This is a genomic window from Hwanghaeella sp. 1Z406, from assembly GCF_048892425.1.
In the GTDB taxonomy this organism is placed as follows: Bacteria; Pseudomonadota; Alphaproteobacteria; order UBA8366; family Aestuariispiraceae; genus Pacificispira.
This window is the reverse complement of record NZ_JBLZHU010000007.1, coordinates 157,846-181,857: the sequence shown is the minus strand read 5'-3', so window position 1 is coordinate 181,857 and position 24,012 is coordinate 157,846. Positions and strand designations below refer to the sequence as shown.

The following is a 24,012-nucleotide window of genomic DNA, read 5'->3' as shown; positions in this document are numbered from 1 at the left end:
GTGGGGAGAATGCAATGGTTGAGAGTGAATTGACATCAGTTCCCGATACAGGTTGGTCGGAACAGGACAGTGCCGACTTTATCGCCTATGGGCCTGAATTTACACCAGAAGGGGATCGGCTGCGCGAGACGGTGTTGAACCTATTAGCACCCGCTATTACTGACTCTGAAACGCCGCATGTTGTTGAACTGTGTTGCGGCGCTGGCCAGCTGTCAGCAGCAATCCTTGAACGCTTTCCAAGTGCAAGAATGTCTGCCTGGGACGGGTCGCCAGCGATGTTGGCGGAAACGCGCGAGACTTGCGCTGCGTATACAGATCGATTGGATACACAATTATTTAATCTGGCGGAGTCGGATTGGCGAGATGTTAATCCCAAGCCGACAGCTTTTGTCTCATCGCTCGCAGTGCATCATCTGGATGGTCCACAGAAGCAGAGTCTGTTTCATGATCTGTATTGCGCGTTAAATCCGGGTGGTTTGTTTGTATTGGTTGATATTATTATGCCAACAACACCTATTGGATTGGAAATTGCAGCCAAACAATGGGAAGACATTGTGCGGTCGCAATCGATGGCCAAGTATGGAGACCTCCGTGCATTGGTCGCGTTTGAGCGTTTGGGGTGGAACTTCTTTCTCGCACCGGATGCCGATCCAATCGACAAGCCGTCCTCTTTGGTAGATCAATGCCTCTGGATGCGCGAATCAGGGTTTCAAGCGGTGGATGTCAGTTTTTACCGCGCCGGTCACGCCATACTCAGTGGCAGAAAGCCATGACATGACCCCGTAAGTCGGCAGTCAAGTATACCTGCCCGTTTACCGACTGTTGCAGTTGCGAACATGTTGCAATGCATTCAAAAATAATCCCTTGAAATAGTATGGGTTTAAGCCGCAGCGTTGGATTCTACCAGCTCATTTGCATGATCTGGTTCATCGCGAAAGAACAACTATAGCGGTATTATTGTCTCGCGCGAACTTTCATAAAACCGCAATAAATTTTCTGAAATGCCGATAAAACGCTTGTTTCCGATCCTATTCTGGTGCCCACTTTTTAATCAAGACATCCGTGGGATGTTTTTGTGCCGAAATGGTGCAGCACTTTGTTGTTCATAAATAGGGGAAATAAGATGACAACAAGTATCGTGGTTGGGCTCGACGGGGATGGATCAGGCATGCGTGCCCTGGACTTCGCAAAGAAGCTCGCAAAAGGCATGGGGACATGCGAACTGATCCTGGTTTATGTGATTGAATGGTCGCCGTATTCTTTCCAGACAGCGGAAGAAAATGCGGTGCGGCACAAACGCCGCGAGGAAGAAATCGAAGCGGCTCTGGAGCGTGTCGTAACGCCCAGTGTCGCCGCGTTGAAGAAAGACGGCTTCTCGGCTCGAGGCATCGTTCGACATGGCGATGTCGCGGATTTGTTGAACAAGGTGGCTGAAGATGAAGGGGCCGACCAGATCGTGGTTGCCCGTTCGTCCGAAGGCGGTTTCGTGAAACGTGTGTTTGGCACGGCGACCGCCAATCTGGTCATGCATGCAACCGTCCCTGTGACCGTTGTCGGCTGAGGAGAAAATCATGAAAAAACTGTCATTCGCGGCCCTTGCAGGGCTGCTTTCAACACCGTCTGCCGCCTTCGCACAAGAAGCCGGCGGGATCGATCAGGCCGTCAATGAAGCTTTTGCGGCGGTAACTGGGCCTTTCGTTAATCTTATCTTTGCACCGCTTCCGGGAACCAGTTTCCCCTGGATCGTGCTTTGGTTGGTCGTCGCGGCGTCGATTTTTACGCTGTATTTCGGGTTCATTCAGTTCCGGGCCTTCAAACATGCCATTCAATTGGTGAAGGGCGATTATTCAGACCCCAATGATGCGGGGGAGGTCAGTCATTTTCAGGCGCTGGCAACCGCTTTGTCAGGAACGGTCGGTCTGGGAAATATTGCCGGGGTGGCGGTCGCAGTAGGGATCGGCGGTCCTGGCGCAACATTCTGGATGATCCTGGCCGGATTGTTAGGCATGGCGTCCAAATTCACCGAATGTACCCTGGGCGTGAAATATCGCAATGAGTATCCAGACGGCACCGTGTCGGGTGGCCCGATGTATTACATTTCCAAGGGCTTCATCGAACGCAAGATGCCGGGTGGGAAGATCATGGCGATCCTGTTTTCGATCTTCTGTATCCTGGGCGCCCTTGGCGGTGGGAATATGTTCCAGGCGAACCAGGCCCATGCCCAGATTTCCGGTATCCTGGGGGATTATCCAGGCTGGATCACAGGTGTGATTTTCGCAGCCGTAGTCTTTGCAGTCATCGTTGGCGGGATCAAATCCATTGCCCGCGTGACGGAAAAAGTCGTTCCCTTCATGGGGGTTTTGTATGTCGTGGCAGCGCTTATCATCATCGCCGCGAATTATCACCAGATCGGCTGGGCCTTTGGTCAGATCTTTGAAGGGGCGTTTACCGGTCTTGGTATTGCCGGTGGCTTTGTCGGGGCCTTGATCCAGGGCTTCAAGCGGGCAGCGTTTTCGAATGAAGCCGGGGTTGGGTCTGCTGCCATTGCACACTCTGCCGTGCGCACGAAGGAGCCGATTACAGAGGGCTTCGTATCCCTGCTGGAACCATTCATCGATACGGTCGTGATCTGTACGATGACCGCTTTGGTTATCACGATCTCCGGTCAGTTGATGGTCGATCCGGCAACGGGCAACTATCTGATGGATGGCAATATGATTCAGACCGTCGGGGGCACGTCTGGTGTGGCGCTGACCTCTGCGGCTTTTGCCTCTGCATTCAGCTGGTTCCCTTATGTCCTGGCCATTGCGGTGGTGCTGTTTGCCTTCTCCACCATGATTTCCTGGTCCTATTACGGGCTGAAGGCCTGGACCTTCCTGTTTGGGGAAAGCAAGCGTGCGGAACTGACCTTTAAGGTGATGTTCTGTGTATTCGTGGTAATCGGTGCGGCCGCCAGCCTGGGGCCGGTCATTGATTTCTCTGATGCGGCGATTTTTGCCATGGCGGTTGTGAACATTGCCGCCCTGTATGTCCTGATGCCAATCGTTAAGAAGGAGCTGAACTCCTATCTCAGTCGTTTGAAGTCAGGCGAGATCAAACGCTTTAAGGGTTAATATAATCCCTACGAAAGGTGCCGGGGCCCGGTCATTGGGTCCCGGCATTTTTATTGGACTGTCGGGCGATCCATTCCAGGCGTTTGGAATATCCCTTATCCAGCTCATTCAGGCGATAAAAGACGGTCGGCGTATGGGTTGGGCCGCCCCTGAAGTGTTGAACCAGGGCTGCAAAGACCTGGCGGTCTGCGGAAAGATTGGTATCGTCCCCTTTCATCGGAACACTCCACAGGCCCAGCACGGCAAGGCAGGCGATCTTGTCCAGCATCAGGCAATTGGGATCGACGAAGCCCCGCAGGGAGTCCTTGTACCCGCCTGCATCCGGCCCGACGGATTCCAACCGATCAACGCATAATGGTTTCAGGGTTGCCGGGTCGACATACCAGCGCAGGGTATAAGCATAATCATGCCCCTGTATCGCCTTCAGCAATTTTTCCACATGATCCGGTGCCAGCCAGTTGTCATCATCCAGATAGGCAACATAGCGGCTGTTGGCCATATAGCTGAGGATGGTGCGCAATGCCCCGCCATCCCAGGCGGCATGTACCCCACCGTGCCGGGTGGATGTTGAATAGCCCAGATTGACCAGCGTCGTGACACAATTATCGGGCTGTTCCTGAAATACGGGATTAATCGCAGCGATGTCCCCTTCTGCCCGGTCGACACCGATCAGAATATGAAGACGCCCAATATTTTCCTGGGCAAAGATCGACCGCAGCGCTCTCGCCAGACTGGGGCGCAGCAGTGTTGGGATTACGATGGCCGCGTCAAAAGGGGACTGTAAAGGTGCCCCGTCACCGCCTATGTGATAGGCAATGGGCATCCTGCCGATGGCTTTTGCGGTGGGGGATTTCATGGCTAATTATCCCGTGTTCAATATGGGGCTGGACATCCTTTAGCATGGCTGGTGTCCCTGTAACATAATCCCCTTTAAACAAAGTGACGCTCTTTTCTTGACCGCGAAAGCACAAGGGCTTATCACCCGCGCATTCAGCGGATGCTGGGGGCGGGGCTATGTTCTCCGCTGGGGCGGCCCTTCGGCGGCGATAAGACCCTGATGCGCCCAGCACGAAAAGGAGTGGTTGCCATGAAAATGGATGCGTCATCTTTTGCGCGGCTGTTGCCCGCCATTATTGCCATGGGTGTGATCATCCTGGCGTCCAATATCCTGGTTCAGTATCCCGTTCAGGCCATGATCGGCAGCTTCAATGTGGCTGATTGGGTCACCTATGGTGCGGTCACCTATCCCATCGCCTTTCTGGTGACCGATACGACCAATCGCCTGCTGGGCGCGGCGGCGGCCCGCAGGGTGATTCTGGTCGGGTTCTGCTTTGGGGTTCTGCTGTCCCTGATCCTGGCGGATATGCGCATCGCCCTGGCCTCCGGGTCCGCCTTCCTGGTGGCGCAGATGCTGGACGTCTTTGTTTTTGACAAGTTGCGTCAGGGGACCTGGTGGAAGGCCCCGTTCCTGTCCACTCTGGTAGGGTCAGCCCTGGATACGGCACTGTTTTTCTCCATTGCCTTCATGGGGACCGGCCTGCCCTGGCAGACCTGGGCATTGGGGGATTTCGTTATCAAGGTGGCAATGGCGACGCTGTTGCTGCCTGTTTTCCGGGCCTTGATGACCCTGCTGCCTGCCCCTGCAGAAAAGGGCGGCATGGCCGTCTGATCCAGCGATGAAAGTTGATCTTTTCGATTTCGAACTCCCGGACCGGTGCGTCGCGCAAAGCCCGGCAGAGCCCAGAGACTCTGCCAAACTGTTGCTTGTGCCCGGGTCCGGGGCCTTCGCAGATCAACGTGTTTCAGACCTGCCCGACCTGTTGCAGCCTCAGGATCTGCTGGTCGTAAACGACACCAAGGTTCTGCCCACCCGCCTGTTTGGACAGCGTGGAACGGCAGGAATCGAAGTGACGTTGATCAAGGAGCGTGCCAGCGATCTTTGGGATGCCTTTGCGCGACCCGGTAAGAAACTAAAGCTGCAGGACCAAATCGTCTTCAATGATAGCCTGACGGCTGTGGTGCAGGATAAACGCCCGGATGGGCAAATCACCCTGCGGTTCAATTGTCAGGGGGCGGCCCTGCGAGAAGCGTTGTGGCAGCGCGGAACGATGCCGCTGCCACCCTATATCAAACGGTCCCGGACACCGGACCGCGATACCGATGCGAAAGACCGCGACCGCTATCAGACGCTGTTTGCGGAGCGGGAAGGGGCGGTCGCCGCCCCGACGGCCAGCCTGCATTTCACCCCAACCTTGCTGCAGCGATTGGACGCCAAAGGGATTCCCATTGTGCGCCTGACGCTGCATGTCGGGGCGGGAACCTTTCTGCCGGTGAAGGTGGAAGATACCGACGACCATCCCATGCACAGTGAGTGGGCGCAACTCTCCCCTGAAGCGGCGTCGCGCCTGAACGCCCATAAAGCGTCTGGGGGGCGGATCGTGGCGGTGGGGACAACGCCGATGCGCACGCTGGAAAGCGCCGCTGCCTCAGATGGAACCCTATCGGCGTTTGAGGGAGAGACCGACATATTCATCACGCCCGGCTATCGCTTCCGCGCGGTGGACCGCCTGATGACAAATTTCCATCTTCCACGCTCGACCCTGTTCATGCTGGTCAGTGCCTTTTCGGGGTTGGACCGGATGCAGGCGGCCTATGCGCATGCGATATCCAATGGCTATCGATTCTATTCCTATGGCGACAGCAGCCTGTTGGACTGCGTTCCTGTTGAGGGATGAAGATGGGTGCGTGATGCTCTGGACCCCGGATCAAGTCCGGGGTGACGGTTCGGTGTCATTCCCGCGCAGGCGGGAATCCAGGGCGATGGGTGAGATGGGTGCGTGATGCTCTGGACCCCGGATCAAGTCCGGGGTGACGATTTGTGTCATTCCCGCGCAGGCGGGAATCCAGGGCGACGGGTGAGATGGGGGCGTGATGCTCCGGCCCCAGGATCACGTCCGGGGTGACGCTCTCTTGGGGCGGCGTTCGGAAAAGGGCGCATTACAGGTTTGAATTTTGAAAGGCATCGATATGACTGAGTTTGGATTTACCCTGATGGGAACCGATGGCGGCGCGCGGCGTGGGCGGGTTCAAACGGCGCATGGATCCATCGAAACACCGGCCTTCATGCCCGTTGGCACGGCTGGCACCGTGAAGGCGATGATGCCGGAATCGGTGGCGGCGACCGGTGCGGAAATCGTGCTGGGCAATACCTATCACCTGATGCTGCGGCCGGGCGCAGAGCGGGTGGAGGCCCTGGGCGGCCTGCATAAATTCATGAATTGGCCCGGTCCGATCCTGACGGATTCTGGGGGCTATCAGGTCATGTCCCTGGCGGCCTTGCGCAAGATCACGGAACAGGGCGTGCGGTTCCGCAGTCATATTGATGGCAGCTATCAAAACCTGTCGCCGGAAAGTTCCATGCTGATCCAGCATCAACTGGATGCCGATATCACCATGGCGTTTGATGAATGCACACCTTTCCCGGCAGAAGAGGATGTTGCTGCTGCCTCCATGGAGCTTTCCATGCGCTGGGCGGCGCGATCCAAGGCAGCGTTTAAGGCGCGGCCTGGCTATGGCCTGTTTGGGATTGTCCAGGGTGGGATCTATGAAACTCTGCGCCATCGTTCCATCGCGGCGCTGACCGATATTGGATTTGACGGCTATGCGGTGGGCGGTCTGGCCGTGGGCGAAGGGCAGGAGTTGATGTTTTCCACTCTGGATTACACGACGCCCGCCCTGCCGGGGGATCGCCCGCGTTATTTGATGGGGGTTGGAAAGCCCGACGATCTGGTGGGCGCGGTAAAGCGCGGCATTGATATGTTTGATTGCGTCCTGCCCACCCGGTCGGGCCGCAATGCCCAGGCCTTCACTAGGCGCGGTACGGTCAATTTAAAGAATGCCCGCCATGCCGATGATCCAAGACCCCTGGACGAGGAATGCCCCTGTCCCGCCTGCACCAAGTACAGCCGCGCCTATCTGCATCACTTGATCAAGGCGCAGGAATTGTTGGGGCCCATGCTGCTGACCTGGCACAATCTGGCCTATTACCAGCAATTGATGGCCGGCATGCGGGGTGCGATTGAAGCCGCTCGGTTCCAGGATTTTGAGGCAGCATTCCATGCGGAACGGGCGGTTGGGGATATCCCAGTGCGTTAGGCTGTAAAACTCGATACTCTGCCGCTATGCAAGTCGTCCAATCAGATGAAGTAAAACAAGCTATCCGCTCCCAGGCGCTGGAGGCCGGGTTTCAGGCTGTGGGGTTTGGGCCCGCCGCGATGGGCGAGCGGGAGCAGGGGCGGTTGCAGGCCTTTGTGGACAGCGGGCAGAATGGGGATATGGCTTGGATGGGTGATCATCTGGACCGGCGGCGGTCGCCCAAAGGGTTGTGGCCCGATGTGCGCAGCGTGATTGTTCTGGCGATGAATTATGGGCCGGAAGAAGACCCAATGGCGATGCTGGAGCAACCGGACCTTGCCAATATCTCCTGCTATGCCCGCAACCGTGATTATCACGATCTGATCAAAAAACGCCTGAAGCAGGTGGCACGCTGGATCGTTGGTCAGTATGGCGGGGATGTTAAGGTCTTTGTCGATACCGCCCCGGTGATGGAAAAGCCGCTGGCCGCGCTGTCTGGTGTTGGCTGGCAGGGTAAACATACCAATCTGGTGTCCCGCGATTATGGGTCTTGGCTGTTTCTGGGGGAGATTTATACCACCCTGGATCTGGTCGCAGATGAAGCGCAGGGGGATCATTGCGGCGGGTGTCGGCGCTGTCTGGACATCTGCCCGACACAGGCCTTCCCCGCGCCCTATACCCTGGATGCGACGCGCTGCATCAGCTATCTGACGATTGAGCATAAGGGGCCCATCCCGGTGGAATTCCGCAAGGCGATGGGCAATCGGATCTATGGCTGTGATGACTGCCTGGCGGTCTGCCCCTGGAATAAATTTGCCACCCCCAGCCAGGAGACGTGGTTCCTGCCCCGCGAGACGGTTCAAGGGGCGACATTGGCGACGTATCTGGGTCTGGATGATGCGACGTTCCGGGCCTGCTTTTCAGGGTCACCGGTTAAGCGCATCGGGCGGGACCGGTTTTTGCGCAATGTGCTGATCGCGGCGGGCAATAGCGGGAATGATACATTGGTGCCTGCTGTGATTGGCCTGCTGGCTGATCCTAATCCGATTGTGCGGGGGGCGGCAGTTTGGGCCTTGAGCCAATTATCGACGACAGAGTTTCAGCGTTTAAAGTCTGAGCGAATGGAACCGGAAACCGACCCTGACGTTCTGGCGGAATGGGCAATCGAATAGAAAAGGCCCGCCCCTGTTAAAGGGGCGGGCCTGATACTCTAGCACACGCTATTTGCGCGGCACCCTTCGCCTTATTTGGCGATGGCGGCCTGGCGCTTCACAATGCGGCGCTTCAGCTTCTTGGCTTCATCCGTCAGCTTGCGGGCCGGCGTGTTCAGCAGGAATTCATCGATACCGCCCTTTTTATCCACCGTGCGCATGGCACGGGTGGTCAGGCGCATGCGAATGCGCTCGCCCAGGATATCGCTTTGCAGGCGGACAACTTGCAGGTTCGGCAAAAAGCGCCGACGGCTGTGGTTCATAGCGTGAGAAACGTTGTTACCGCTCATCACGCCTGTGCCGGAAATATCGCACCGACGAGACATGGCTTTAGTCCTTTCCAGTCATTTCAGAAGTTCCACCCGCTCTTCTTTCGGCGGCAGGCTTTCTTCCGCGTTATTGCTTGCTTATAAGCCCCCTTGGGATGTCTCCATCCAGGAAAGCCGGTGCATTTAGGGTATCGGACCCCTGGTCGTCAAGCCTTTCGCGCCGGTTTTAAGGTCTTGTTGCGCTTTGGCTACATAAAATGCGTCTGATTGGCACATTTGCGCATTTTTCGTGAGTTTTTCAAAATGTTGGGGCATAGTCTCGACGCTCGAGAGAGCTCAAAGATCAAGTGGTGTGTTGGGGGAAGAGCCGTGTTTTCACGTGTTAGCCTGATTTTCGCGATTTTCGCGGCTGTCTATAGTGTGTCTATGTCGCCTTCTATGGCGCAAGACACAGATAAAGAACCGTCCTTTATTCGATTTGGATCTGGCTATTACGATATCAATGACGACCACAGCGCGGCCGAGTTTCATCTGGAGTATATTTCAGGTTCGAAATGGTGGGTCTTTAATCCCTTCGTCGGCGTAATGGCGACCAGTGATACGGCGTTTTATGGATATGCGGGGATTCGGTTGGATTTGTTCATGGGGCGTCGCTTTGTGATCACCCCATCCTTTGCGCCGGGCCTGTATCATGATGGCGACGGCAAGGATCTGGGATATCCGGTTGAGTTCCGGTCTGCGATTGAATTTGCCTATCGATTCGATGATCGCTCCCGTCTTGGCCTCAGCCTGTATCATCTGTCGAATGCGGGACTGGATGAAAACAACCCCGGCACCGAAGTCATCAATCTGCACTATTCCTATCCTTTGACCAGTCTGTTTGGCGACTAATCAACCGGGTTGGTAATCCGGTCTGGGGGGCCCTTTAGCTCCACGACAGTCCCGTCTGGGTCCGTGATGTATAGCGAAGGGCCTTGACCGTCTGCACCATAGCGGGATGCAATATCTTGCTGTCGTGCGGGAATGCCGACGGCTTGCAAGTGAGCACACAGGGTCTCTGGATCAAAGGGATCGATCCGCAAGCAAAAATGGTCGACATTGTGCCCTTCTTTTCCAGGACCCACGCCGCCTGCAGCCCCTAATTGACCGTTTAACGGAATCAAATCGATCAGGCTGTCGCCCGCCCGCAATTGGAACAGGCCGATATCAGGCTGTTCCTTTTCCAGCGTGCACCCCAGGCTATCGCGATAAAACCGCAAGGATTTCCCTAGGTCAGCAATCCGTAAAACAATGTGATCTATCTGCTTAACATGAAAGGGGGGAGGCTGCATTTCTAATTGCTGTTTGTTTCGGTGCTGTGAGAGTCTGTTCCATGACTTTCGCTGTCCATAGTCTTGGAAGGGTCATCAGCATTCATTCCGGTAGGGCCGTCATCAATCGCGCTTTCGGTGTTGGGCAGCAGCGTGAAGTTCGCATTGGTCACACCCGACGGCGGATTAACGACCTCTGTCGTGAAAGAAACCGTTTCCCCTGGCAGGATATCAGGCTTGTCCGCAGTGAAGGTCCAAACATGCAGTTCCTGCTGGTTGGTATCCACCAGGGATCCCCGCAGCAGGGGAATATCCACGCGCTCTGACAATTTCGATGTGATCTTACCGGTAAAGACCAGTCGAATGCCGTCTTCGGTCTGGATGGCCTTGGCGTCATCGGCTTCTGGAATCAGACCATTGATCAGCAGATTGGCGTCCAGTCCTACCCAGGAATAGACTCTGGCGATGGGGGGATAGGCGGCGACAATGCCATCGCGGAAGAAGAAACCAACGGCCCCGGTGGCGATCAGCAGAATCAGTAAAATCACCCAGGCCATGACGGGACTTTTCTTTTCCACCTTGGGCTGGCGCTGACGCAGCACGAAATCTCCATCCGGTGCAATCGGCGGCGGGTCCATGCCATCCGGCGGTGAATTCATATCATTGGCCGACATGCTATTGGGCGCGGGCGATCGCAGCGGTGCGGCGGCGGCGGGGGGCGGCGCGAAATCTTCCTCCATTCGGTCCGCAGGAGCCACAAATTCGGGCTGTTCTACTGGCGTGGGTGCAGGGCGCTGGCTGGAAGGTGGCGTGGACGATGGGGCGGGGGCAGGCTCTTCCATTCCTTCTGGCATGGCATGCCAGACATTTGCACAATTCCGGCATTTTACCTTGCGACCCGTTGGCCCAATCGCGTCATCTTTGACACGGAACTTAGTGCTGCAATTGGGGCATGTCAGAATCATAAGGACCGCGCCGCTTTCATAGGAAAACCAGGATAGTCAAATTGTCATCGCAGATTTTGGCGATTCGCGCAACTTTACCAGCGGTTTCAGCGGCGTCAATTTTAAGCCGGATATGGGCATGGCCCGGCTTTGCCAAGACCTGCGACGCGTGCCATTGTGCGCGGGGTCACAAGACCCCAGATTCACTTGTCTAATCATGGTAAATGGAACAACCGGCGTGATTCGGTTTGAAAATGTTGGCATGCGATACGGGACCGGCCCTGAGGTCCTGCGCGACGTGACGTTTGAGTTGCCCCCAGGCTCCTTTCATTTTCTGACGGGGGCCAGTGGTGCAGGCAAATCGTCCTTGATGCGGCTGATGTATCTGGCCCATCGCCCCAGTCGTGGCCTGATCGACATTTTCAATCGTGATTTGTCGACGATTCCCCGGGCCGATCTGCCCGCCTTGCGTCGCCAAATAGGTGTTGTGTATCAGGATTTCCGACTGCTGGGCCATTTGACCACGTTCGAAAATGTTGCCCTGCCGCTGAAGATCAAGGGGGCGTCTGAGGGCATGATTCGCAAGCATGTCGGGGAGTTACTGGCCTGGGTCGGGTTGAATGATCAGGCCCATGCCCGGCCTGCGACCCTGTCTGGCGGGCAGCAGCAACGCGCCGCCATTGCGCGGGCCGTTGTGACGCGGCCGCAATTGCTGTTGGCCGACGAACCCACGGGGAATGTGGATGATGCCTATGCAGTGCGGCTGTTATTCCTGTTGCAGGAATTGCATCGCCAGGGAACAACCGTCGTGATCGCGACCCATAACCGCGCCTTGATTGAAAAGTTCAGACATCCCGTCCTGCATCTGGAAGATGGCATTCTAAGCCGCGTAGGAGAGGACCCGGTTTACGATGGCTAAACGTAAGACCGATATTCCGTTCAATCAGGATCCGGCCTCTCGTCTGATGCCCTGGATTGTGGCTGTTATGGTTTACATTGCCGGGCTGGCGCTGGCCGGGGCGTTTGTTCTATCGGCCTTTGCGGATCGATGGGAAGCGGGGTTGACTGGGTCACTGACCATCCAAATCCCTCCCCCTTCGGATGAAGCGCTGTCCCCGGATGTCCAGACCCAAAAGGTTGAGGCGGCGCTGAACGTTCTGCGCGGTACCAAGGGTGTGTCATCGGCGAAGGCCCTGGCCACGGAAGAGATGCGCCGTCTATTGGAACCTTGGCTTGGTCAAAACATCGACCCGCGTGATTTACCGCTTCCATCCTTGATTGCCGTCGAATTGCAAGGCGGTCTGATTGCGTCAGATCTTGATTTGCGTGATTTAAGGCGCCGATTGGATGCAGTTGCACCTGGTGTGCTGATTGATGATCATGGGCAATGGCAGGAACGTCTGGTGGCGTTTCTGGGCGCGTTGCGACTGGTATCGGCGGTGCTGGTCGCGATTGTCACGGCGGCGGGTTTGATCATGGTGATTTTTGCCACGCGGGGAGGATTGTTGGCCCATCGTCAAACCATTGAATTGCTGCATCTGTTTGGTGCACGGGACGGTTATGTCGCCAGCCAGTTTGCCCGGGAGGCAATGAAGGCTGGCCTTAAAGGCGGATTGTTTGGGGTCTTTGCCACGGCCCTGACTGTCATCGGGCTGGGCCAGGGGGCGGCATCAACCGGGGCCGTATTGCCGGGGGTTGCGGTGCTGGCGCCATTGGATTGGGCTGTTTTGGCCCTGTTGCCGTTAGCGACAGCCCTGATCGCGATGATTGCGGCGCGCATCACAGTGATGCGGGCGCTGGCGCGGATGGTCTAGGAGGCCGCGCGATGGCACGACGACGGGACAGCCGAAAGCGGCGCTACCCAATTGGATTGCTACTTGTCGCAGTGCTGGCGACGGGCTGGGCCCTGGGCTTTGTCGTTTTTGCCAGCACGATCCCGGAAACCCCGGCCCCCCTATCGGAAAAGACAGATGCCATTGTTGTGTTGACCGGCGGCACGCTGCGGCTGGAGGCGGGCATCGAACTGTTGGAGGCAAAGGCGGCCGACAGATTGTTCGTGTCCGGGGTGCATCGTGGCGTGGATGTCGCAGAATTGCTGCGCATTCAAAAGCGCGCGCCGGATCGACTGCAATGTTGCATCATTTTAGGGCATGACGCGGTGGACACTGATGGCAATGCCCAGGAAACGGCCGCCTGGGTTAAGGAGGCTGGAATTCATTCTATTCGACTGGTGACGGCTGGCTATCATATGCCGCGCAGCTTGCTGGAATTTCGCGCTGTGATGCCGGGAATTAGGATTGTTCCGCATCCCGTTTCCCCTGATCATGTGAAACATGAAAGGTGGTACCGCTATCCAGGCACGGCAGCCCTGATCGCGGGAGAATATACGAAATTTATTCTGGTCTGGATTCGTCAAACCCTTCGGGAATTGGTGCTCGGCCCGGAGGAGAGACTATGACGGTTTTGCGGTCGCTGTTGTTTGGATTTGCTTTTTACGGCGGAACGATTGTTATCGGATTTCTGTATCTGCCCTTGATCCTGTTGCCTGAATGGATCGGGCGACCGTTCTTTCGGTTTTGGATATTTTATGGTGTGGCCTGTGCCTGGCTGTTTGCCGGGATAAAATATCGGGTGGTTTATGCCGAAGGGGCGGCTCTGGCCGACGGCCCTGCGATTTATGCGTCCAAACATCAATCGGCCTGGGAAACGATGGCGTTCAGCCATATTCTGCCAAAGCCAGTCTTTGTCCTAAAGCAGGAACTGAAATCAGTTCCGTTCTTTGGCTGGTATCTTTCCAAAATGCGCATGATCGCCGTTGATCGCGCCGCCGGGGCGTCGGCCATGCGCAGTATGGTGCTGCAGGGGCGCGCCGTCATCAAAGATGGCTATTCGGTCGTTATCTATCCACAGGGGACACGCGTTGCGCCGGGGGTGACCGCGCCCTATCACCCGGGCGTTTATGCCCTGTATCGCGCGTTGAATGTTCCGGTGATCCCGATTGCGCTAGATTCGGGGATGCGCTGGCGGCGCAACAGTTTCCTGAAGCGGGCGGGCACGATCACTGTTTCCATCCTGCCTGCCATACCGCCTGGTCTTGACCGGCAAAGCTTTATGGACAGGCTGGAAAATGTAATAGAATCAGAGTGCAAACGGATCGGTGAAGAAACCTGTGGATAACTTTGTGGAGTGTTTCACAGGGCAGCATGAATTGCCCGAACTTCTTTGATTTCAAAATCTTATCCAAATTATCGCCCAAGATCTCTTGAATTGACTGTCATCAAACAAAAACAGAACATCGATTGACTTGAATCGCATTTGCGCGTTATAATAAAAAAGTCATTATATATCTGATAGTTAGGCGGAAATTGGAAATGCCTGTAGCCAATTTCACACCAATCTCAGAACGATCCAAACGAGGATAACCATTTGGAATTTAGTACTTTTTCCAAGCGTATCTGGGATATGAAATACCGGCTGAAAAAGCCGGATGGGACGCCTGTGGACAAAACGTTACAGGATACCTGGCATCGGGTGGCTAAGGCCTTGGCGTCAGTGGAAAAAGACCCTTCGATATGGGAGCCGCGCTTCTATGAAGCGATGGCAGATTTTAAGTTTCTGCCCGCCGGGCGGATTCTGGCCGGGGCCGGGACCGAACGTGAGGTAACGCTGTTCAACTGCTTCGTGATGGGCACGATTCCAGACAATATGGTCGGCATTTTTGACCATCTGAAAGAAGCGGCGGTGACGCTGCAGCATGGCGGCGGGATCGGTTATGATTTTTCCACGCTGCGCCCGCGGGGGGCATTGGTTAAAGGCGTCGGGTCCGATGCGTCGGGTCCGGTGTCTTTCATGGAAGTCTGGGATTCTATGTGTCGCACGATTATGAGCGCCGGTTATCGCCGGGGCGCCATGATGGCGACGATGCGGTGCGATCATCCTGATGTTGAGGAATTTATCGCTGCCAAGCGCACGGCTGGGAAGCTGACCAATTTCAACATGTCGGTTCTGGCCAGTGATGCCTTTATGGAGGCCGTTGCCGCCGATGGGCCCTGGGATCTTGTATTTGATGGCGCTGTGATCCGGACTGTTAAGGCGCGGGATCTGTGGGACAAGATCATGCGGTCCACCTATGACCATGCAGAGCCTGGCGTCATTTTCATCGATCGTATCAATGCCCGCAACAATCTGCATTATTGTGAGACGATTCAGGCGACCAACCCCTGTGGGGAGCAGCCTTTACCCCCCTATGGCGCGTGTCTGCTGGGGTCGATTAACCTGGCACGCCTGATCCAGCAGCCGTTTACGGAAGCCGCCCATCTGGATGTGAATGCTTTGGCGGAACTGGCGACCATCGCGGTTCGGATGATGGATAATGTGATCGACCTGTCGCGTTTTCCAATGGATGCGCAACGGCAGGAAGCGATGGCGAAACGGCGTATTGGCCTGGGCGTGACCGGTCTGGCAGATGCCCTGATGATGTGCCGCACGCGCTATGGCAGTGCGGATTCCTTGAAATTGACGGAACAATGGTTGGCCAGCCTGCGCGATGCGGCTTATCGGGCCTCGATTGATCTGGCGGGGGAAAAGGGTGCATTCCCATTGTTTCAGGCGGAACCCTATCTGGCCGGGGAAAGCATCGCGGAATTGCCAGAGGATATTCGCAAGGATATCGGGCGCTATGGTATCCGGAATGCGCTGGTCACGTCCATCGCGCCGACCGGCACGATTTCCCTGGTGGCGGAGAATGTGTCATCGGGGATAGAGCCCGCCTTTTCCTTTCGCGCCCATCGCAAGGTCCTTGCACCCGATGGCAGTCGGGAAAGTCACGAGGTTGTGGACTATGCCTATCGCCTGTATCGGGACTTATTCGGTGCAGAGAGTGAATTGCCGGACTATTTCGTCGACGCTCAGGCCCTGCAGCCGGAGGATCACCTGGCAATCCAGGCCGTCGCGCAACGGTTCATCGACAGTTCGATATCCAAGACCATTAATCTGCCTGCTGAAATTTCCTTTCAGGCCTTCAAGGATGTCTATGCCCGCGCCTATGCCCTGGGATGCAAGGGATGCACAACCTATCGCCCCAATGAGGTCACTGGATCAGTACTCAGTGTTGAGGCGACCCTGCCTGCGGACGCTGCCCCCGTGCCGCAGACAGCGCAGGCAGAAGGGGATGTGGTTTACATGTCCCAACCCCTGGACCGTCCCGGCGCGTTAGAGGGGCAGACCTATAAGTTGCGCTGGCCGGAAAGTGATCATGCGACCTATATCACCATCAATGATGTGATCGAATCGTCGGGTCGACGCCGCCCGTTCGAGGTCTTTATCAATTCCAAGAATATGGAACATTACGCCTGGACCGTCGCCTTAACGCGGATGATCAGTGCGGTGTTCCGGCGGGGCGGCGATGTTGCCTTCGTGGTGGAAGAGTTAAAGGCGGTTTTCGATCCGCGCGGTGGCTATTGGGTAGAGGGGCGCTACGTCCCTTCCATCCTGGCAGCCATTGGGGAAGTGATTGAGCGTCATATGATCGCCATCGGCTTTCTGGGCAGTGATGAGGATGGGGAGATCACGCGACCCGCAAGAGGCACCAAGCGGGCCCATGGATCAACAGACAGGGGCGGCGCGCAATGCCCGCGCTGTGGTCAGCCCGGCCTGGTGCATCAGGAAGGCTGTGACACCTGCGAAAGCTGTGGCTGGTCCCGCTGCGGCTAACCGGTTCAGACTGGTCCTTAGAGCAAATCCCGAGCAAACGGAATCGTTTGCGACGACGCATTTGCTAAAGAAACAAGTGGTTAGAGTGTCATGTGTGCGCTCATGCGAACGCATGATGCTCTAATCACCTTACCAACCGTTACAGCGGTCCCACTGGTCGATAAGGGTATCGCCATCCGTCACGTTGTAAACGGGATAGGCGGCGGCGGTCATACAGACATGGTTGGGCAGAATTCGTACCCGACTGCCTACTGGCAATCGCTGAAACAGGGCCGGATCCGTCACCTTCACATGGCCATGTTCCTGACTGACAGAGGTCACATAAACATCGTTCAGGGCCGGGCCATCCACGGCGACCACGGCCCCGTAGCGGACTTCAGGACGGAAGGCGTTGGCACCGATATCCTTTGACAGGGCAAGCCCCCCGGCATCCAGCAGAATTTTGCTGGATTCCCGGTTATGCCCGATAACCGTTGCCAGGACGCTAAGGGCAAGCTCCTGAGTCTGACAAACACCGCGCGATTGCTGGTCCAGATCAAAGAAGACATAGACCCCTGCGCGATATTCGGTCAGCCCGGTCGCATCCTGGCTGAACAAGGCAGTCGGGGTGGATCCGGCGCTGACGGTGTTTACGGCATGCCCGGCGGTGCGCAAACGTTCTGCGGCATGAACCACGGCCTGGCGTTCATCTTCTGCAATCTGTTGGATTTTTGGGATGTCATTGACGCCATAGGAATGACCGGCATGGGTCAAAACCCCATCTAACCGGGCCGCTTTGGACCCAGACAGGCAGTCGGCTATTTCCAGCAGCGTTTGCCCGGTGGCAGACACCCCGGCCCGCCCGTCACCACAATCAATTTCAACAAGCAGCTTGAACGCTGCACCGTGATCAGCAATCGCCCGGGCCGCATCGACCGTATCGGCTAAAACCTTTAAATCAACGCCGCGCGCGATCAGGGCTGCGGCGCGATCCAGCTTGCCCGGCGCAAGCCCCACCGCATAGGTGATATCCTTAAATCCATGATCGGCGAAATATTCAGCCTCCCGCAGAGTAGACACCGTGATGCCAAATTTGTGATCCTGCGTTGCCAGCACGCCCACTTTCGCGGATTTGGCGGTTTTCAGATGCGGTCGCAATTGCACGCCCAATCGGGTGACCGATTGAGTCATGCGCGCGATATTGTCCGCCAGCTTCGCCTGATCCAACAGAAGGCAGGGTGTTTCCAGTGCCGCGATTGAAGTCACGGTCACACTACTATTTCTTCACAACAAGCCACAGCGCATGGATCGAGCCTGGCAGAAAAAAGAAGCATGTCAGAATAAGGTTAAGCCAGAATTGCAGGCCCAGACCCACCGTCAGGAATGCCGCAACGGGAGGCAGAAACAGGGCGATGATAATGCGAACTATGTCCATGATGCTGTCTTCCTTGGTTTCGATTCGACCAGACGGTACTGTCTTTCACTTCAAATTACCAGTGTCGTTGGCAGAATGACCCTTGCGGGATCAGCCTTAGGCCAGGACGATTTCAACCTGACCCAATGCCCCAAAGTCGCCAATAATCGGGACCCCCCGTTTGCCTTCAAAGACGGGGGCCAAAGAGCCGGTGATAATATAGTTCCCGGCATTCAACCGTTTGCCCTTCTGGCGCAATTCTTCCGCCAGCCAATGCAGTGCCTTCAGCGGGCCGCCCATGGATTCAGCGCCTGTCCCCGTGCCCATAACCTTACCATCCATCGCGACCGATACGGCAAGCTCTGGCAGGTTCAATGCGCGCCAATCTGTGCGGCCTTCGCCATAGATAAAGGCATGGTTTGCCGCGCCATCGGCGATCAACCATTTCGCATCCACCGGCTTGCCCGTATCGCGAAAGCGACGGTCCACGATTTCAATGGCGGGATGGACGGATCCTATGGCATCCGCGACATCCTGTTCACTGAACGCTTCGTCGCGCAGTTCCAGATCGCGCTTCAATCGGAAGGCGATTTCCACCTCGACAACCATCAAGGCGCCATTCGGGGTCGGTATCCGGGTTGGTGCGGCATAGGTCCAACGATCGAATAGAGGACCATACAAGGGTTGATCCGTATTCAGCCGGGCACGGGCTTCGGGACTGTTAGCCCCGATTTTCCATCCGACCACAGGCACGCTGATCGTCTCGATCATCTCATCCTGGATTTCATAGGCCTGTGCCAGGCTTTTCGGGGTCGGGCCAGGGTCAGCCGCAAGCTTTGTCCCGTCCAGCCGCGCAGAGGCCAGAGCCCTGCCAATAGAGCTGTTCATGGATTACTCTTTCTCACTTAAAGTTTGTTGGGCCAACATGTCCTGATCGACCGGCTGTGCCTTGCCTCGGTTCCAGACGCCCGTTGAGTCACGTGACCACTCGACACGCTCCCATATACCGGTTTTAGCCTGATGCCACCAATAAATTGGTGCCCCCAGTGCACCCACCCATGCAAAAAACAGCAAAACGGGTTCAGACCCGGTGGAAAGCGCATGAACGCGCTCTATCGGCGTGATCGAATAGTCACCGCCATTGAGTGAAAAAGGCGCACCATTCACGCCATGACGCAGCGTCAGGGTGCCGGAGAGGCAAAAATAAAGCTCTGCGGCACCATGACTGTGCAGCGGATAATCGATATTGGGGGCTAGAGTGAACAAGCCCGCGCGCATGCCAGGCATGCCAAGAATGCCCAATTCACCAAATATATGCGCCGCATGCATTCCGCCGGATAAGGCGGGATCAACATCAGGATGCCCGGATACAACATCACGCCAGTGACACAGGGGCGCGGTATCCTGAACGGCCTGACGCAATGCGTCCGATCCCGAAAAATTATCCAGACTGGGCTGAAAAGCTGGCGGGGCGGGCGCAGGGTTCGTCGCTGGTTGTGCAACAAATCCGTCCCGCGCGCCGCGAATCAGCGGGGCCAGGAACGGAAGGAGCGTTATATCCTCCCGCGCCCGGACCCGTAATTCTTCTATCACAACATCCGCGAAGTGTAGCGCAGCAGTGTCCGGCGTACCGGCAGATTGACCCATCAGCGAATTCTACCTCAGCTCAATTGGCCGCAGGCGGCCTGAATGCGTCGGCAGGCTTCCTCCAGGGCTTCCGTGGATGTGGCATAGGAAATGCGGAAATAAGGGGACAGGCCAAACGCCGCGCCCTGCACCGTTGCCACGCCCTTGTCTTCCAACAGATAGGTGACGAAGTCCTGGTCGGTTTCCAGCACTTTGCCCGATGGCGTTTTGCGCCCGATCACACCCTCGCAGGATGGATAGACATAAAATGCGCCTTCCGGTGTGGCACAGGTGATTCCCGATGCCTGATTCAGCATGCCCACGACCAGATCACGGCGATCCTTGAATATGGCATTGTGCTTTTCGATAAAGCCATGGTCCCCATCCAATGCGGCAACACCGGCCCATTGCACGAATGTCGTAGGCGAGGTGGTGGATTGGGAATTCAGCATATTCATAGCCTTGATCAGGTCCGCATTGCCCGCTGCATAGCCCAGGCGCCACCCGGTCATGCAATAGGCCTTGGACAGGCCGTTCAGCGTCAAGGTGCGTTCTTTCAGCTTTGGTTCGACCTGCGCGATGGTGGAGAATTCAAAACCGTCATAGACGATGAATTCATACATATCGTCGGTCATGACATGGACATGCTGGCAGGCAGGCTCCATCAGGACATCTGCCAGGGCTTTCAATTCCGCGCGTGTATAGGCTGAACCTGTCGGGTTAGACGGGCTGTTTAACATCAACCATTTGGTCTTCGGGTTGATCGCCTTGCGCAATTGGTCCGGTTGCAGCTTGAAATTCGCCTCTGCTGGGCAATCGATCAGAACCGGCTCCCCTTCCATCAGGGCCACGATATCGGTGTAGCTGACCCAGAATGGGGCCGGGACCAGGACCTCATCACCGGCATTCACGGTCGCCATGAACGCGTTGAAAATTGTCTGCTTACCGCCGGTTCCGACCGTGATCTGCGAGATATCGTAATCCAGACCGTTATCGCGCTTCAACTTGCGGGCAATCGCCTCACGCAATTGTGGGATGCCTGGGGGCGGGCCGTATTTGGTCTTACCCGAAGCGATGGCGTCATAGGCGGCTTTTTTGATGTGTTCCGGGGTGTCGAAATCAGGTTCCCCCGCGCCAAGGCCGATAACATCGACGCCCTGCGCTTTCAATTCGTTCGCCATTGCGGTCACAGCAACGGTCGGGGAGGGCTTAATTCGCTTCAATCGATCGGCAAGAAAGGCCATGGTCCTGCTAGCTCCTAAGCATTGAAATCATGTTGTGCGCGAATGGGCGAAACCTACGCCGAACGACCGGATGCTGCAACGCCGTTCCGGCCAAAATTCATGCGAATAGACCCGAACTGTTGCGTAAACGTACAGGCAGGCCACAGTTCCGCCGCAAAACAACCTTTAGCTTGCCGCGATACCAGCCCCAGCCTGCCGTGATTGCCCTGCAGGATACGCTCCAGATTAACTCAATCGAGGAGACTGGGACTATGAAGGTGCAGCTCTTTTCCCATCGTACAAGCCAATCCTATCGTCAGGCCAGACGGGATCGGTATCTGATCGGCGCAATCGCCCTGATCACGTTTCTGACGGTGCTGATATCGTCGGTTCTGGCGATGACCAGCGCAGCCAGCGCGGCGGAGGTGCAGAATGACGGTTTGTATCTGCGGCCAATGGGCCAGTCCGAGGCCCCCTTTGCCTCAGCCCCCAGACTGGCGCAATCGGTGCAGTTGGATATTGCCGCCATCGTTGCGCGGGGAACAGTCATTCAATTGTTCCGAAATGACAGCACGGATTGGGTCGAAGGCCGCTATCGCTTTCCTTTGCCCGATAAGGCTGCGGTTGATCGCCTGACCATTCGCGTCAACGATCGCGTCGTTGAAGGGGAGATTCGAGAGCGCAGCTCCGCCAAAAAGGAGTATGACGCAGCAAAGGCGGCGGGTCAGACCGCGGCCCTGCTGGATGAGAACCGCCCCAATCAATTCATGCTTTCTCTGGCAAATATCGGTCCGGGGGAAATGATCTCCGTCACTTTGGAGTTTCAGTCGACGGTCGACCGGGATGGCGATTTGTTTGAGTTTCGCATGCCGCTGGTGACTGCTCCCCGGTATATACCGGATATGAAACTGTCGGCCCTGGAAATCCCGCAGGTTAAAGCGGAGATTGACCGTCAGATGGCGGATGCCGCACGCCTTGGTTTCCCGATTGATGAACAGCGCCAGTCAAACCCAACAGGATTGCAGGTTACGTTGGACGCCGGGGCCGAGCTGGCGACGTTGGAAAGTCCAAGCCATGATCTGGTTGTGACCCGCGAGGGGGAAAAGTACAAAATCGGCCTGCGATTGGAAGCAGAACCTGCGGATCGTGACATCGTTTTGCGCTGGCGCACCCAGAGCAATGATATGCCGGGTGCGATGTTGTTCCATGAACGGATCGGCGCGGTGGATTACCTGCTGGCCATGATTCAGCCGCCCCGATCAGATCAGGCCAAGCAATTGGAGCGTCCCCGCGACGTCACATTCGTGATCGATACGTCGGGTTCCATGGAAGGGGAGTCGATGAAGGCAGCCAGCGCCGCGCTTATCCAGGCATTGGCGGCGCTGGGCCCCAAGGACCGGTTTGATGTCATAGAGTTTGATTCCAGCTTTCAGCGCCTGTTTGGTCAAACAGAACCGGCGACACCGGCGCGCATCCAAAAGGCGATTGGCTTTGTCGCGGGCCTGAAAGCCGATGGGGGGACGGAAATGATGCCCCCGCTTCGATCTGCGCTGGCGTCTGGACATGCCGTTGAAGGCAGCACCGATCAAACTGCTTTGCGCCAGATCGTGTTTCTGACCGATGGCCTGGTCGGCAATGAAGATGAATTGTTTCAGATGATCGAAGCCAATCTGGGCAATGCCCGCTTGTTTACGGTTTCCCTCGGCTCCGCGCCGAATGGTTGGTTCATGCGCAAATCCGCTCAATTGGGCGCGGGTGAAACCCTAAACATAGCCAATGTGTCTGAGGCAGCCCCGAAAATGGCGGAATTCTATAAACGAATCGAAACACCGGTTGCGATTGATTTGGACGTGACGGCAGATCCTGCTACCCGGATGGAGGTTTATCCAGACAGGTTGCCTGATCTGTATGGCGCCCGCGCGCTGATTGTGCCAATTGCGATGGAAAACTGGGGTGGGGACCTGACATTTACCGGCAAAATGGCACAGGACGATATGGCGGTTCACCTGACCCGCGCAGATCTGCGCCCTGCCAAAGGCATCGCGAAATTATGGGCCAGAACCAAGGTTGAATCGATTGAGGATGATATTCGCCGGGGCGCGATTGGTCCGGAGGAAGGGCGTCTTGCTGTTTTGGATATTGCCCTTCCGCATCGATTGGCAACTGCCTATACCAGCTTTGTCGCGGTGGATCGTCCGGTTCGCCGTCCTGAATCGGAAGACCTGCGGCAACGTGATATGCCCAATAATCTGCCCGCCGGCATGGTGATGGCGTCCCTTGCCGGGCCTGCAGGGGCAACCGGATGGCAGGGGATGATTCTGATCGGCGTGGGGCTGATTGCAGGCTCGATTGTGCTGTTGTTGATCAGCCGCAGGCGTGGCTTTGGGGCGCGGAAATGAGGGTTGTTGCGGCGCAGGACGACGGCAAGCACGCCAAAAACTCCCAATCCCCCCGATGCAATCGGCCTTTGTTGGTGCTGGCCATTATCCTGGCCGGGTTTGGGGTCTGGCAGGTGGGGCAGTCTGCAGTGATCCTGGTAAAGGCGTGGCTGGCCCCGATCCTGATCCAGCGGGCCTGGGCGGCGGTGCAGGACGGACAGACAGGCGATGCGGTAAAGCCCTGGCCCTGGGCCGATACTCAGCCGATTGCGAAACTGCATTTCCCAAGTCTGGGGCGGGACAGGATCGCCCTGGCCGGGGCATCGCCCCGGGCGATGGCCTTCGGTCCAACCCTGACACCAGGAGCCGACGTTCCGGCCTTTTTCGGGCATCGCGATACCCATTTCCTGATGCTGCAGGATCTGCAATCGGGCGACCCGGTTTTATGGGAAAAGGCGGATCAGTCTGTGGCGCAATATCGCGTGATTGATGCGTCCGTGCAGCATAAGGACCATTTGCAGGTGCCATTGGGAAGTCCGGGTCAGTATATCGCCCTTGTCACCTGCTGGCCCTTCGATGCGGTTCAGGCGGGTGGGCCCCTACGATATGTGATACTCGCACAGCGAGAGAAATGACAAGCCCCGCGAAACCGATTACGATTTGTTAATAAATCGCTGTCATTTTTATGACATCAGCCGC

24 protein-coding genes are annotated in these 24,012 nt (G+C 56.5%); 15 read left to right on the top strand and 9 right to left on the bottom strand.

Annotated features, from left to right (window positions below; translation table 11 throughout):
• Positions 1–14: 14 nt before the first annotated feature.
• The 3 genes from ACOSDR_RS14825 to ACOSDR_RS14815 all read left to right on the top strand — a co-directional run bounded on the left by ACOSDR_RS14825 (position 15) and on the right by ACOSDR_RS14815 (position 3,113).
• Positions 15–773 carry a class I SAM-dependent methyltransferase gene (locus ACOSDR_RS14825; RefSeq protein WP_420731762.1) on the top strand — a complete coding sequence of 253 codons (759 nt, stop codon included), beginning with the start codon at positions 15–17 and terminating at the stop codon, positions 771–773.
• Positions 774–1,123: 350 nt separating this feature from the next.
• On the top strand, positions 1,124–1,561 hold the full coding sequence (locus ACOSDR_RS14820) for a universal stress protein (protein ID WP_420731761.1): 438 nt from the start codon (positions 1,124–1,126) through the stop codon (positions 1,559–1,561).
• A gap of 10 nt (positions 1,562–1,571) precedes the next feature.
• Positions 1,572–3,113, top strand: coding sequence for an alanine/glycine:cation symporter family protein (locus ACOSDR_RS14815; RefSeq protein ID WP_420725540.1), 1,542 nt, complete (start codon positions 1,572–1,574; stop codon positions 3,111–3,113).
• 31 nt (positions 3,114–3,144) lie between these two features.
• Here ACOSDR_RS14815 and ACOSDR_RS14810 read toward each other — a convergent pair whose 3' ends face one another.
• Complete coding sequence (locus tag ACOSDR_RS14810; RefSeq protein ID WP_420731760.1) at positions 3,145–3,969, bottom strand: glycosyltransferase; 825 nt, start codon at positions 3,967–3,969, stop codon at positions 3,145–3,147.
• 231 nt (positions 3,970–4,200) lie between these two features.
• Here ACOSDR_RS14810 and ACOSDR_RS14805 point away from each other — a divergent pair, with 231 nt between their 5' ends.
• The 4 genes from ACOSDR_RS14805 to queG all read left to right on the top strand — a co-directional run bounded on the left by ACOSDR_RS14805 (position 4,201) and on the right by queG (position 8,419).
• Entirely contained in the window at positions 4,201–4,782 is a 582-nt protein-coding gene (locus ACOSDR_RS14805; RefSeq protein ID WP_420731759.1) for a queuosine precursor transporter, read from the top strand.
• Positions 4,783–4,789: 7 nt separating this feature from the next.
• Entirely contained in the window at positions 4,790–5,848 is a 1,059-nt protein-coding gene (gene queA / locus ACOSDR_RS14800) for a tRNA preQ1(34) S-adenosylmethionine ribosyltransferase-isomerase QueA (RefSeq protein ID WP_420725544.1), read from the top strand.
• A gap of 292 nt (positions 5,849–6,140) precedes the next feature.
• Entirely contained in the window at positions 6,141–7,268 is a 1,128-nt protein-coding gene (gene tgt, locus ACOSDR_RS14795; RefSeq protein WP_420725545.1) for a tRNA guanosine(34) transglycosylase Tgt, read from the top strand.
• Positions 7,269–7,294: 26 nt separating this feature from the next.
• Entirely contained in the window at positions 7,295–8,419 is a 1,125-nt protein-coding gene (queG, locus tag ACOSDR_RS14790) for a tRNA epoxyqueuosine(34) reductase QueG (protein ID WP_420725546.1), read from the top strand.
• A 71-nt stretch (positions 8,420–8,490) separates the two neighbouring features.
• Here the strand turns inward: queG and rpmB are convergent, their stop codons facing one another.
• The gene (gene rpmB / locus ACOSDR_RS14785) at positions 8,491–8,784 is read right to left on the bottom strand and encodes a 50S ribosomal protein L28 (protein WP_420725547.1); all 294 of its coding nucleotides are present in this window, start codon (positions 8,782–8,784) and stop codon (positions 8,491–8,493) included.
• 312 nt (positions 8,785–9,096) lie between these two features.
• On the opposite strand from rpmB, the gene ACOSDR_RS14780 reads away from it, so the two are divergent.
• Complete coding sequence (locus tag ACOSDR_RS14780) at positions 9,097–9,618, top strand: acyloxyacyl hydrolase (RefSeq protein WP_420725548.1); 522 nt, start codon at positions 9,097–9,099, stop codon at positions 9,616–9,618.
• Here ACOSDR_RS14780 and ACOSDR_RS14775 read toward each other — a convergent pair.
• Together ACOSDR_RS14775 and ACOSDR_RS14770 are read right to left on the bottom strand one after the other, a co-directional pair.
• Positions 9,615–10,058 carry a VOC family protein gene (locus ACOSDR_RS14775; RefSeq protein WP_420725549.1) on the bottom strand — a complete coding sequence of 148 codons (444 nt, stop codon included), beginning with the start codon at positions 10,056–10,058 and terminating at the stop codon, positions 9,615–9,617. The two genes, ACOSDR_RS14780 and ACOSDR_RS14775, sit on opposite strands and share 4 nt — an antisense overlap.
• Before the next feature lie 2 nt (positions 10,059–10,060).
• Positions 10,061–11,002: an MJ0042-type zinc finger domain-containing protein gene (locus tag ACOSDR_RS14770; protein ID WP_420731758.1), complete on the bottom strand. Its 942-nt coding sequence runs from the start codon at positions 11,000–11,002 to the stop codon at positions 10,061–10,063.
• 217 nt (positions 11,003–11,219) lie between these two features.
• On the opposite strand from ACOSDR_RS14770, the gene ftsE reads away from it, so the two are divergent.
• From ftsE to ACOSDR_RS14745, 5 genes are all read left to right on the top strand, one after another.
• A complete protein-coding gene (ftsE, locus tag ACOSDR_RS14765) occupies positions 11,220–11,900 on the top strand; it encodes a cell division ATP-binding protein FtsE (RefSeq protein WP_420725551.1) in 681 nt (226 codons plus the stop codon).
• Positions 11,893–12,795: a cell division protein FtsX gene (locus ACOSDR_RS14760; protein WP_420725552.1), complete on the top strand. Its 903-nt coding sequence runs from the start codon at positions 11,893–11,895 to the stop codon at positions 12,793–12,795. The genes ftsE and ACOSDR_RS14760 overlap by 8 nt, the downstream gene beginning before the upstream one ends.
• 11 nt (positions 12,796–12,806) lie before the next feature.
• Entirely contained in the window at positions 12,807–13,439 is a 633-nt protein-coding gene (locus ACOSDR_RS14755) for a YdcF family protein (RefSeq protein WP_420731757.1), read from the top strand.
• Positions 13,436–14,158 carry a lysophospholipid acyltransferase family protein gene (locus ACOSDR_RS14750; RefSeq protein WP_420725554.1) on the top strand — a complete coding sequence of 241 codons (723 nt, stop codon included), beginning with the start codon at positions 13,436–13,438 and terminating at the stop codon, positions 14,156–14,158. Before ACOSDR_RS14755 ends, ACOSDR_RS14750 begins: the two co-directional genes overlap by 4 nt.
• A gap of 249 nt (positions 14,159–14,407) precedes the next feature.
• Positions 14,408–16,693 carry an adenosylcobalamin-dependent ribonucleoside-diphosphate reductase gene (locus ACOSDR_RS14745; protein WP_420731756.1) on the top strand — a complete coding sequence of 762 codons (2,286 nt, stop codon included), beginning with the start codon at positions 14,408–14,410 and terminating at the stop codon, positions 16,691–16,693.
• Positions 16,694–16,822: 129 nt separating this feature from the next.
• Here the strand turns inward: ACOSDR_RS14745 and ACOSDR_RS14740 are convergent, their stop codons facing one another.
• The 5 genes from ACOSDR_RS14740 to ACOSDR_RS14720 all read right to left on the bottom strand — a co-directional run bounded on the left by ACOSDR_RS14740 (position 16,823) and on the right by ACOSDR_RS14720 (position 20,956).
• Positions 16,823–17,944, bottom strand: a complete 1,122-nt coding sequence (locus ACOSDR_RS14740; protein ID WP_420731755.1) for an alanine racemase — start codon at positions 17,942–17,944, stop codon at positions 16,823–16,825.
• Positions 17,945–17,948: 4 nt separating this feature from the next.
• A complete protein-coding gene (locus tag ACOSDR_RS14735; protein ID WP_420725557.1) occupies positions 17,949–18,107 on the bottom strand; it encodes a YqaE/Pmp3 family membrane protein in 159 nt (52 codons plus the stop codon).
• Positions 18,108–18,203: 96 nt separating this feature from the next.
• Positions 18,204–18,974, bottom strand: coding sequence for a 2-keto-4-pentenoate hydratase (locus ACOSDR_RS14730; protein ID WP_420731754.1), 771 nt, complete (start codon positions 18,972–18,974; stop codon positions 18,204–18,206).
• 3 nt (positions 18,975–18,977) lie between these two features.
• Positions 18,978–19,733 carry a dimethylsulfonioproprionate lyase family protein gene (locus ACOSDR_RS14725; RefSeq protein WP_420731753.1) on the bottom strand — a complete coding sequence of 252 codons (756 nt, stop codon included), beginning with the start codon at positions 19,731–19,733 and terminating at the stop codon, positions 18,978–18,980.
• A 14-nt stretch (positions 19,734–19,747) separates the two neighbouring features.
• Positions 19,748–20,956 carry a pyridoxal phosphate-dependent aminotransferase gene (locus ACOSDR_RS14720; protein ID WP_420725560.1) on the bottom strand — a complete coding sequence of 403 codons (1,209 nt, stop codon included), beginning with the start codon at positions 20,954–20,956 and terminating at the stop codon, positions 19,748–19,750.
• Positions 20,957–21,207: 251 nt separating this feature from the next.
• On the opposite strand from ACOSDR_RS14720, the gene ACOSDR_RS14715 reads away from it, so the two are divergent.
• Positions 21,208–23,334 (top strand): marine proteobacterial sortase target protein, encoded by a 2,127-nt coding sequence (locus tag ACOSDR_RS14715; RefSeq protein WP_420731752.1) that lies wholly within the window; start codon positions 21,208–21,210, stop codon positions 23,332–23,334.
• Positions 23,331–23,948 (top strand): sortase domain-bontaining protein, encoded by a 618-nt coding sequence (locus ACOSDR_RS14710; RefSeq protein ID WP_420731751.1) that lies wholly within the window; start codon positions 23,331–23,333, stop codon positions 23,946–23,948. Before ACOSDR_RS14715 ends, ACOSDR_RS14710 begins: the two co-directional genes overlap by 4 nt.
• The last annotated feature ends 64 nt before the right edge of the window (positions 23,949–24,012 follow it).

Bases quoted from the DNA above. Each gene is read 5' to 3' on its own strand.
- ACOSDR_RS14805 (WP_420731759.1), top strand. From the start codon at position 4,201: ATGAAAATGGATGCGTCATCTTTTGCGCGGCTGTTGCCCGCCATTATT.
- ACOSDR_RS14725 (WP_420731753.1), bottom strand. From the start codon at position 19,733: ATGGGTCAATCTGCCGGTACGCCGGACACTGCTGCGCTACACTTCGCG.
- rpmB (WP_420725547.1), bottom strand. From the start codon at position 8,784: ATGTCTCGTCGGTGCGATATTTCCGGCACAGGCGTGATGAGCGGTAAC.
- ACOSDR_RS14825 (WP_420731762.1), top strand. From the start codon at position 15: ATGGTTGAGAGTGAATTGACATCAGTTCCCGATACAGGTTGGTCGGAA.
- ACOSDR_RS14735 (WP_420725557.1), bottom strand. From the start codon at position 18,107: ATGGACATAGTTCGCATTATCATCGCCCTGTTTCTGCCTCCCGTTGCG.
- ACOSDR_RS14730 (WP_420731754.1), bottom strand. From the start codon at position 18,974: ATGAACAGCTCTATTGGCAGGGCTCTGGCCTCTGCGCGGCTGGACGGG.
- ACOSDR_RS14710 (WP_420731751.1), top strand. From the start codon at position 23,331: ATGAGGGTTGTTGCGGCGCAGGACGACGGCAAGCACGCCAAAAACTCC.
- queG (WP_420725546.1), top strand. From the start codon at position 7,295: ATGCAAGTCGTCCAATCAGATGAAGTAAAACAAGCTATCCGCTCCCAG.
- ACOSDR_RS14720 (WP_420725560.1), bottom strand. From the start codon at position 20,956: ATGGCCTTTCTTGCCGATCGATTGAAGCGAATTAAGCCCTCCCCGACC.
- ACOSDR_RS14810 (WP_420731760.1), bottom strand. From the start codon at position 3,969: ATGAAATCCCCCACCGCAAAAGCCATCGGCAGGATGCCCATTGCCTAT.
- ACOSDR_RS14715 (WP_420731752.1), top strand. From the start codon at position 21,208: ATGAAGGTGCAGCTCTTTTCCCATCGTACAAGCCAATCCTATCGTCAG.
- ACOSDR_RS14755 (WP_420731757.1), top strand. From the start codon at position 12,807: ATGGCACGACGACGGGACAGCCGAAAGCGGCGCTACCCAATTGGATTG.
- ACOSDR_RS14820 (WP_420731761.1), top strand. From the start codon at position 1,124: ATGACAACAAGTATCGTGGTTGGGCTCGACGGGGATGGATCAGGCATG.
- ACOSDR_RS14770 (WP_420731758.1), bottom strand. From the start codon at position 11,002: ATGATTCTGACATGCCCCAATTGCAGCACTAAGTTCCGTGTCAAAGAT.
- queA (WP_420725544.1), top strand. From the start codon at position 4,790: ATGAAAGTTGATCTTTTCGATTTCGAACTCCCGGACCGGTGCGTCGCG.
- tgt (WP_420725545.1), top strand. From the start codon at position 6,141: ATGACTGAGTTTGGATTTACCCTGATGGGAACCGATGGCGGCGCGCGG.
- ACOSDR_RS14750 (WP_420725554.1), top strand. From the start codon at position 13,436: ATGACGGTTTTGCGGTCGCTGTTGTTTGGATTTGCTTTTTACGGCGGA.
- ACOSDR_RS14775 (WP_420725549.1), bottom strand. From the start codon at position 10,058: ATGCAGCCTCCCCCCTTTCATGTTAAGCAGATAGATCACATTGTTTTA.
- ACOSDR_RS14760 (WP_420725552.1), top strand. From the start codon at position 11,893: ATGGCTAAACGTAAGACCGATATTCCGTTCAATCAGGATCCGGCCTCT.
- ACOSDR_RS14815 (WP_420725540.1), top strand. From the start codon at position 1,572: ATGAAAAAACTGTCATTCGCGGCCCTTGCAGGGCTGCTTTCAACACCG.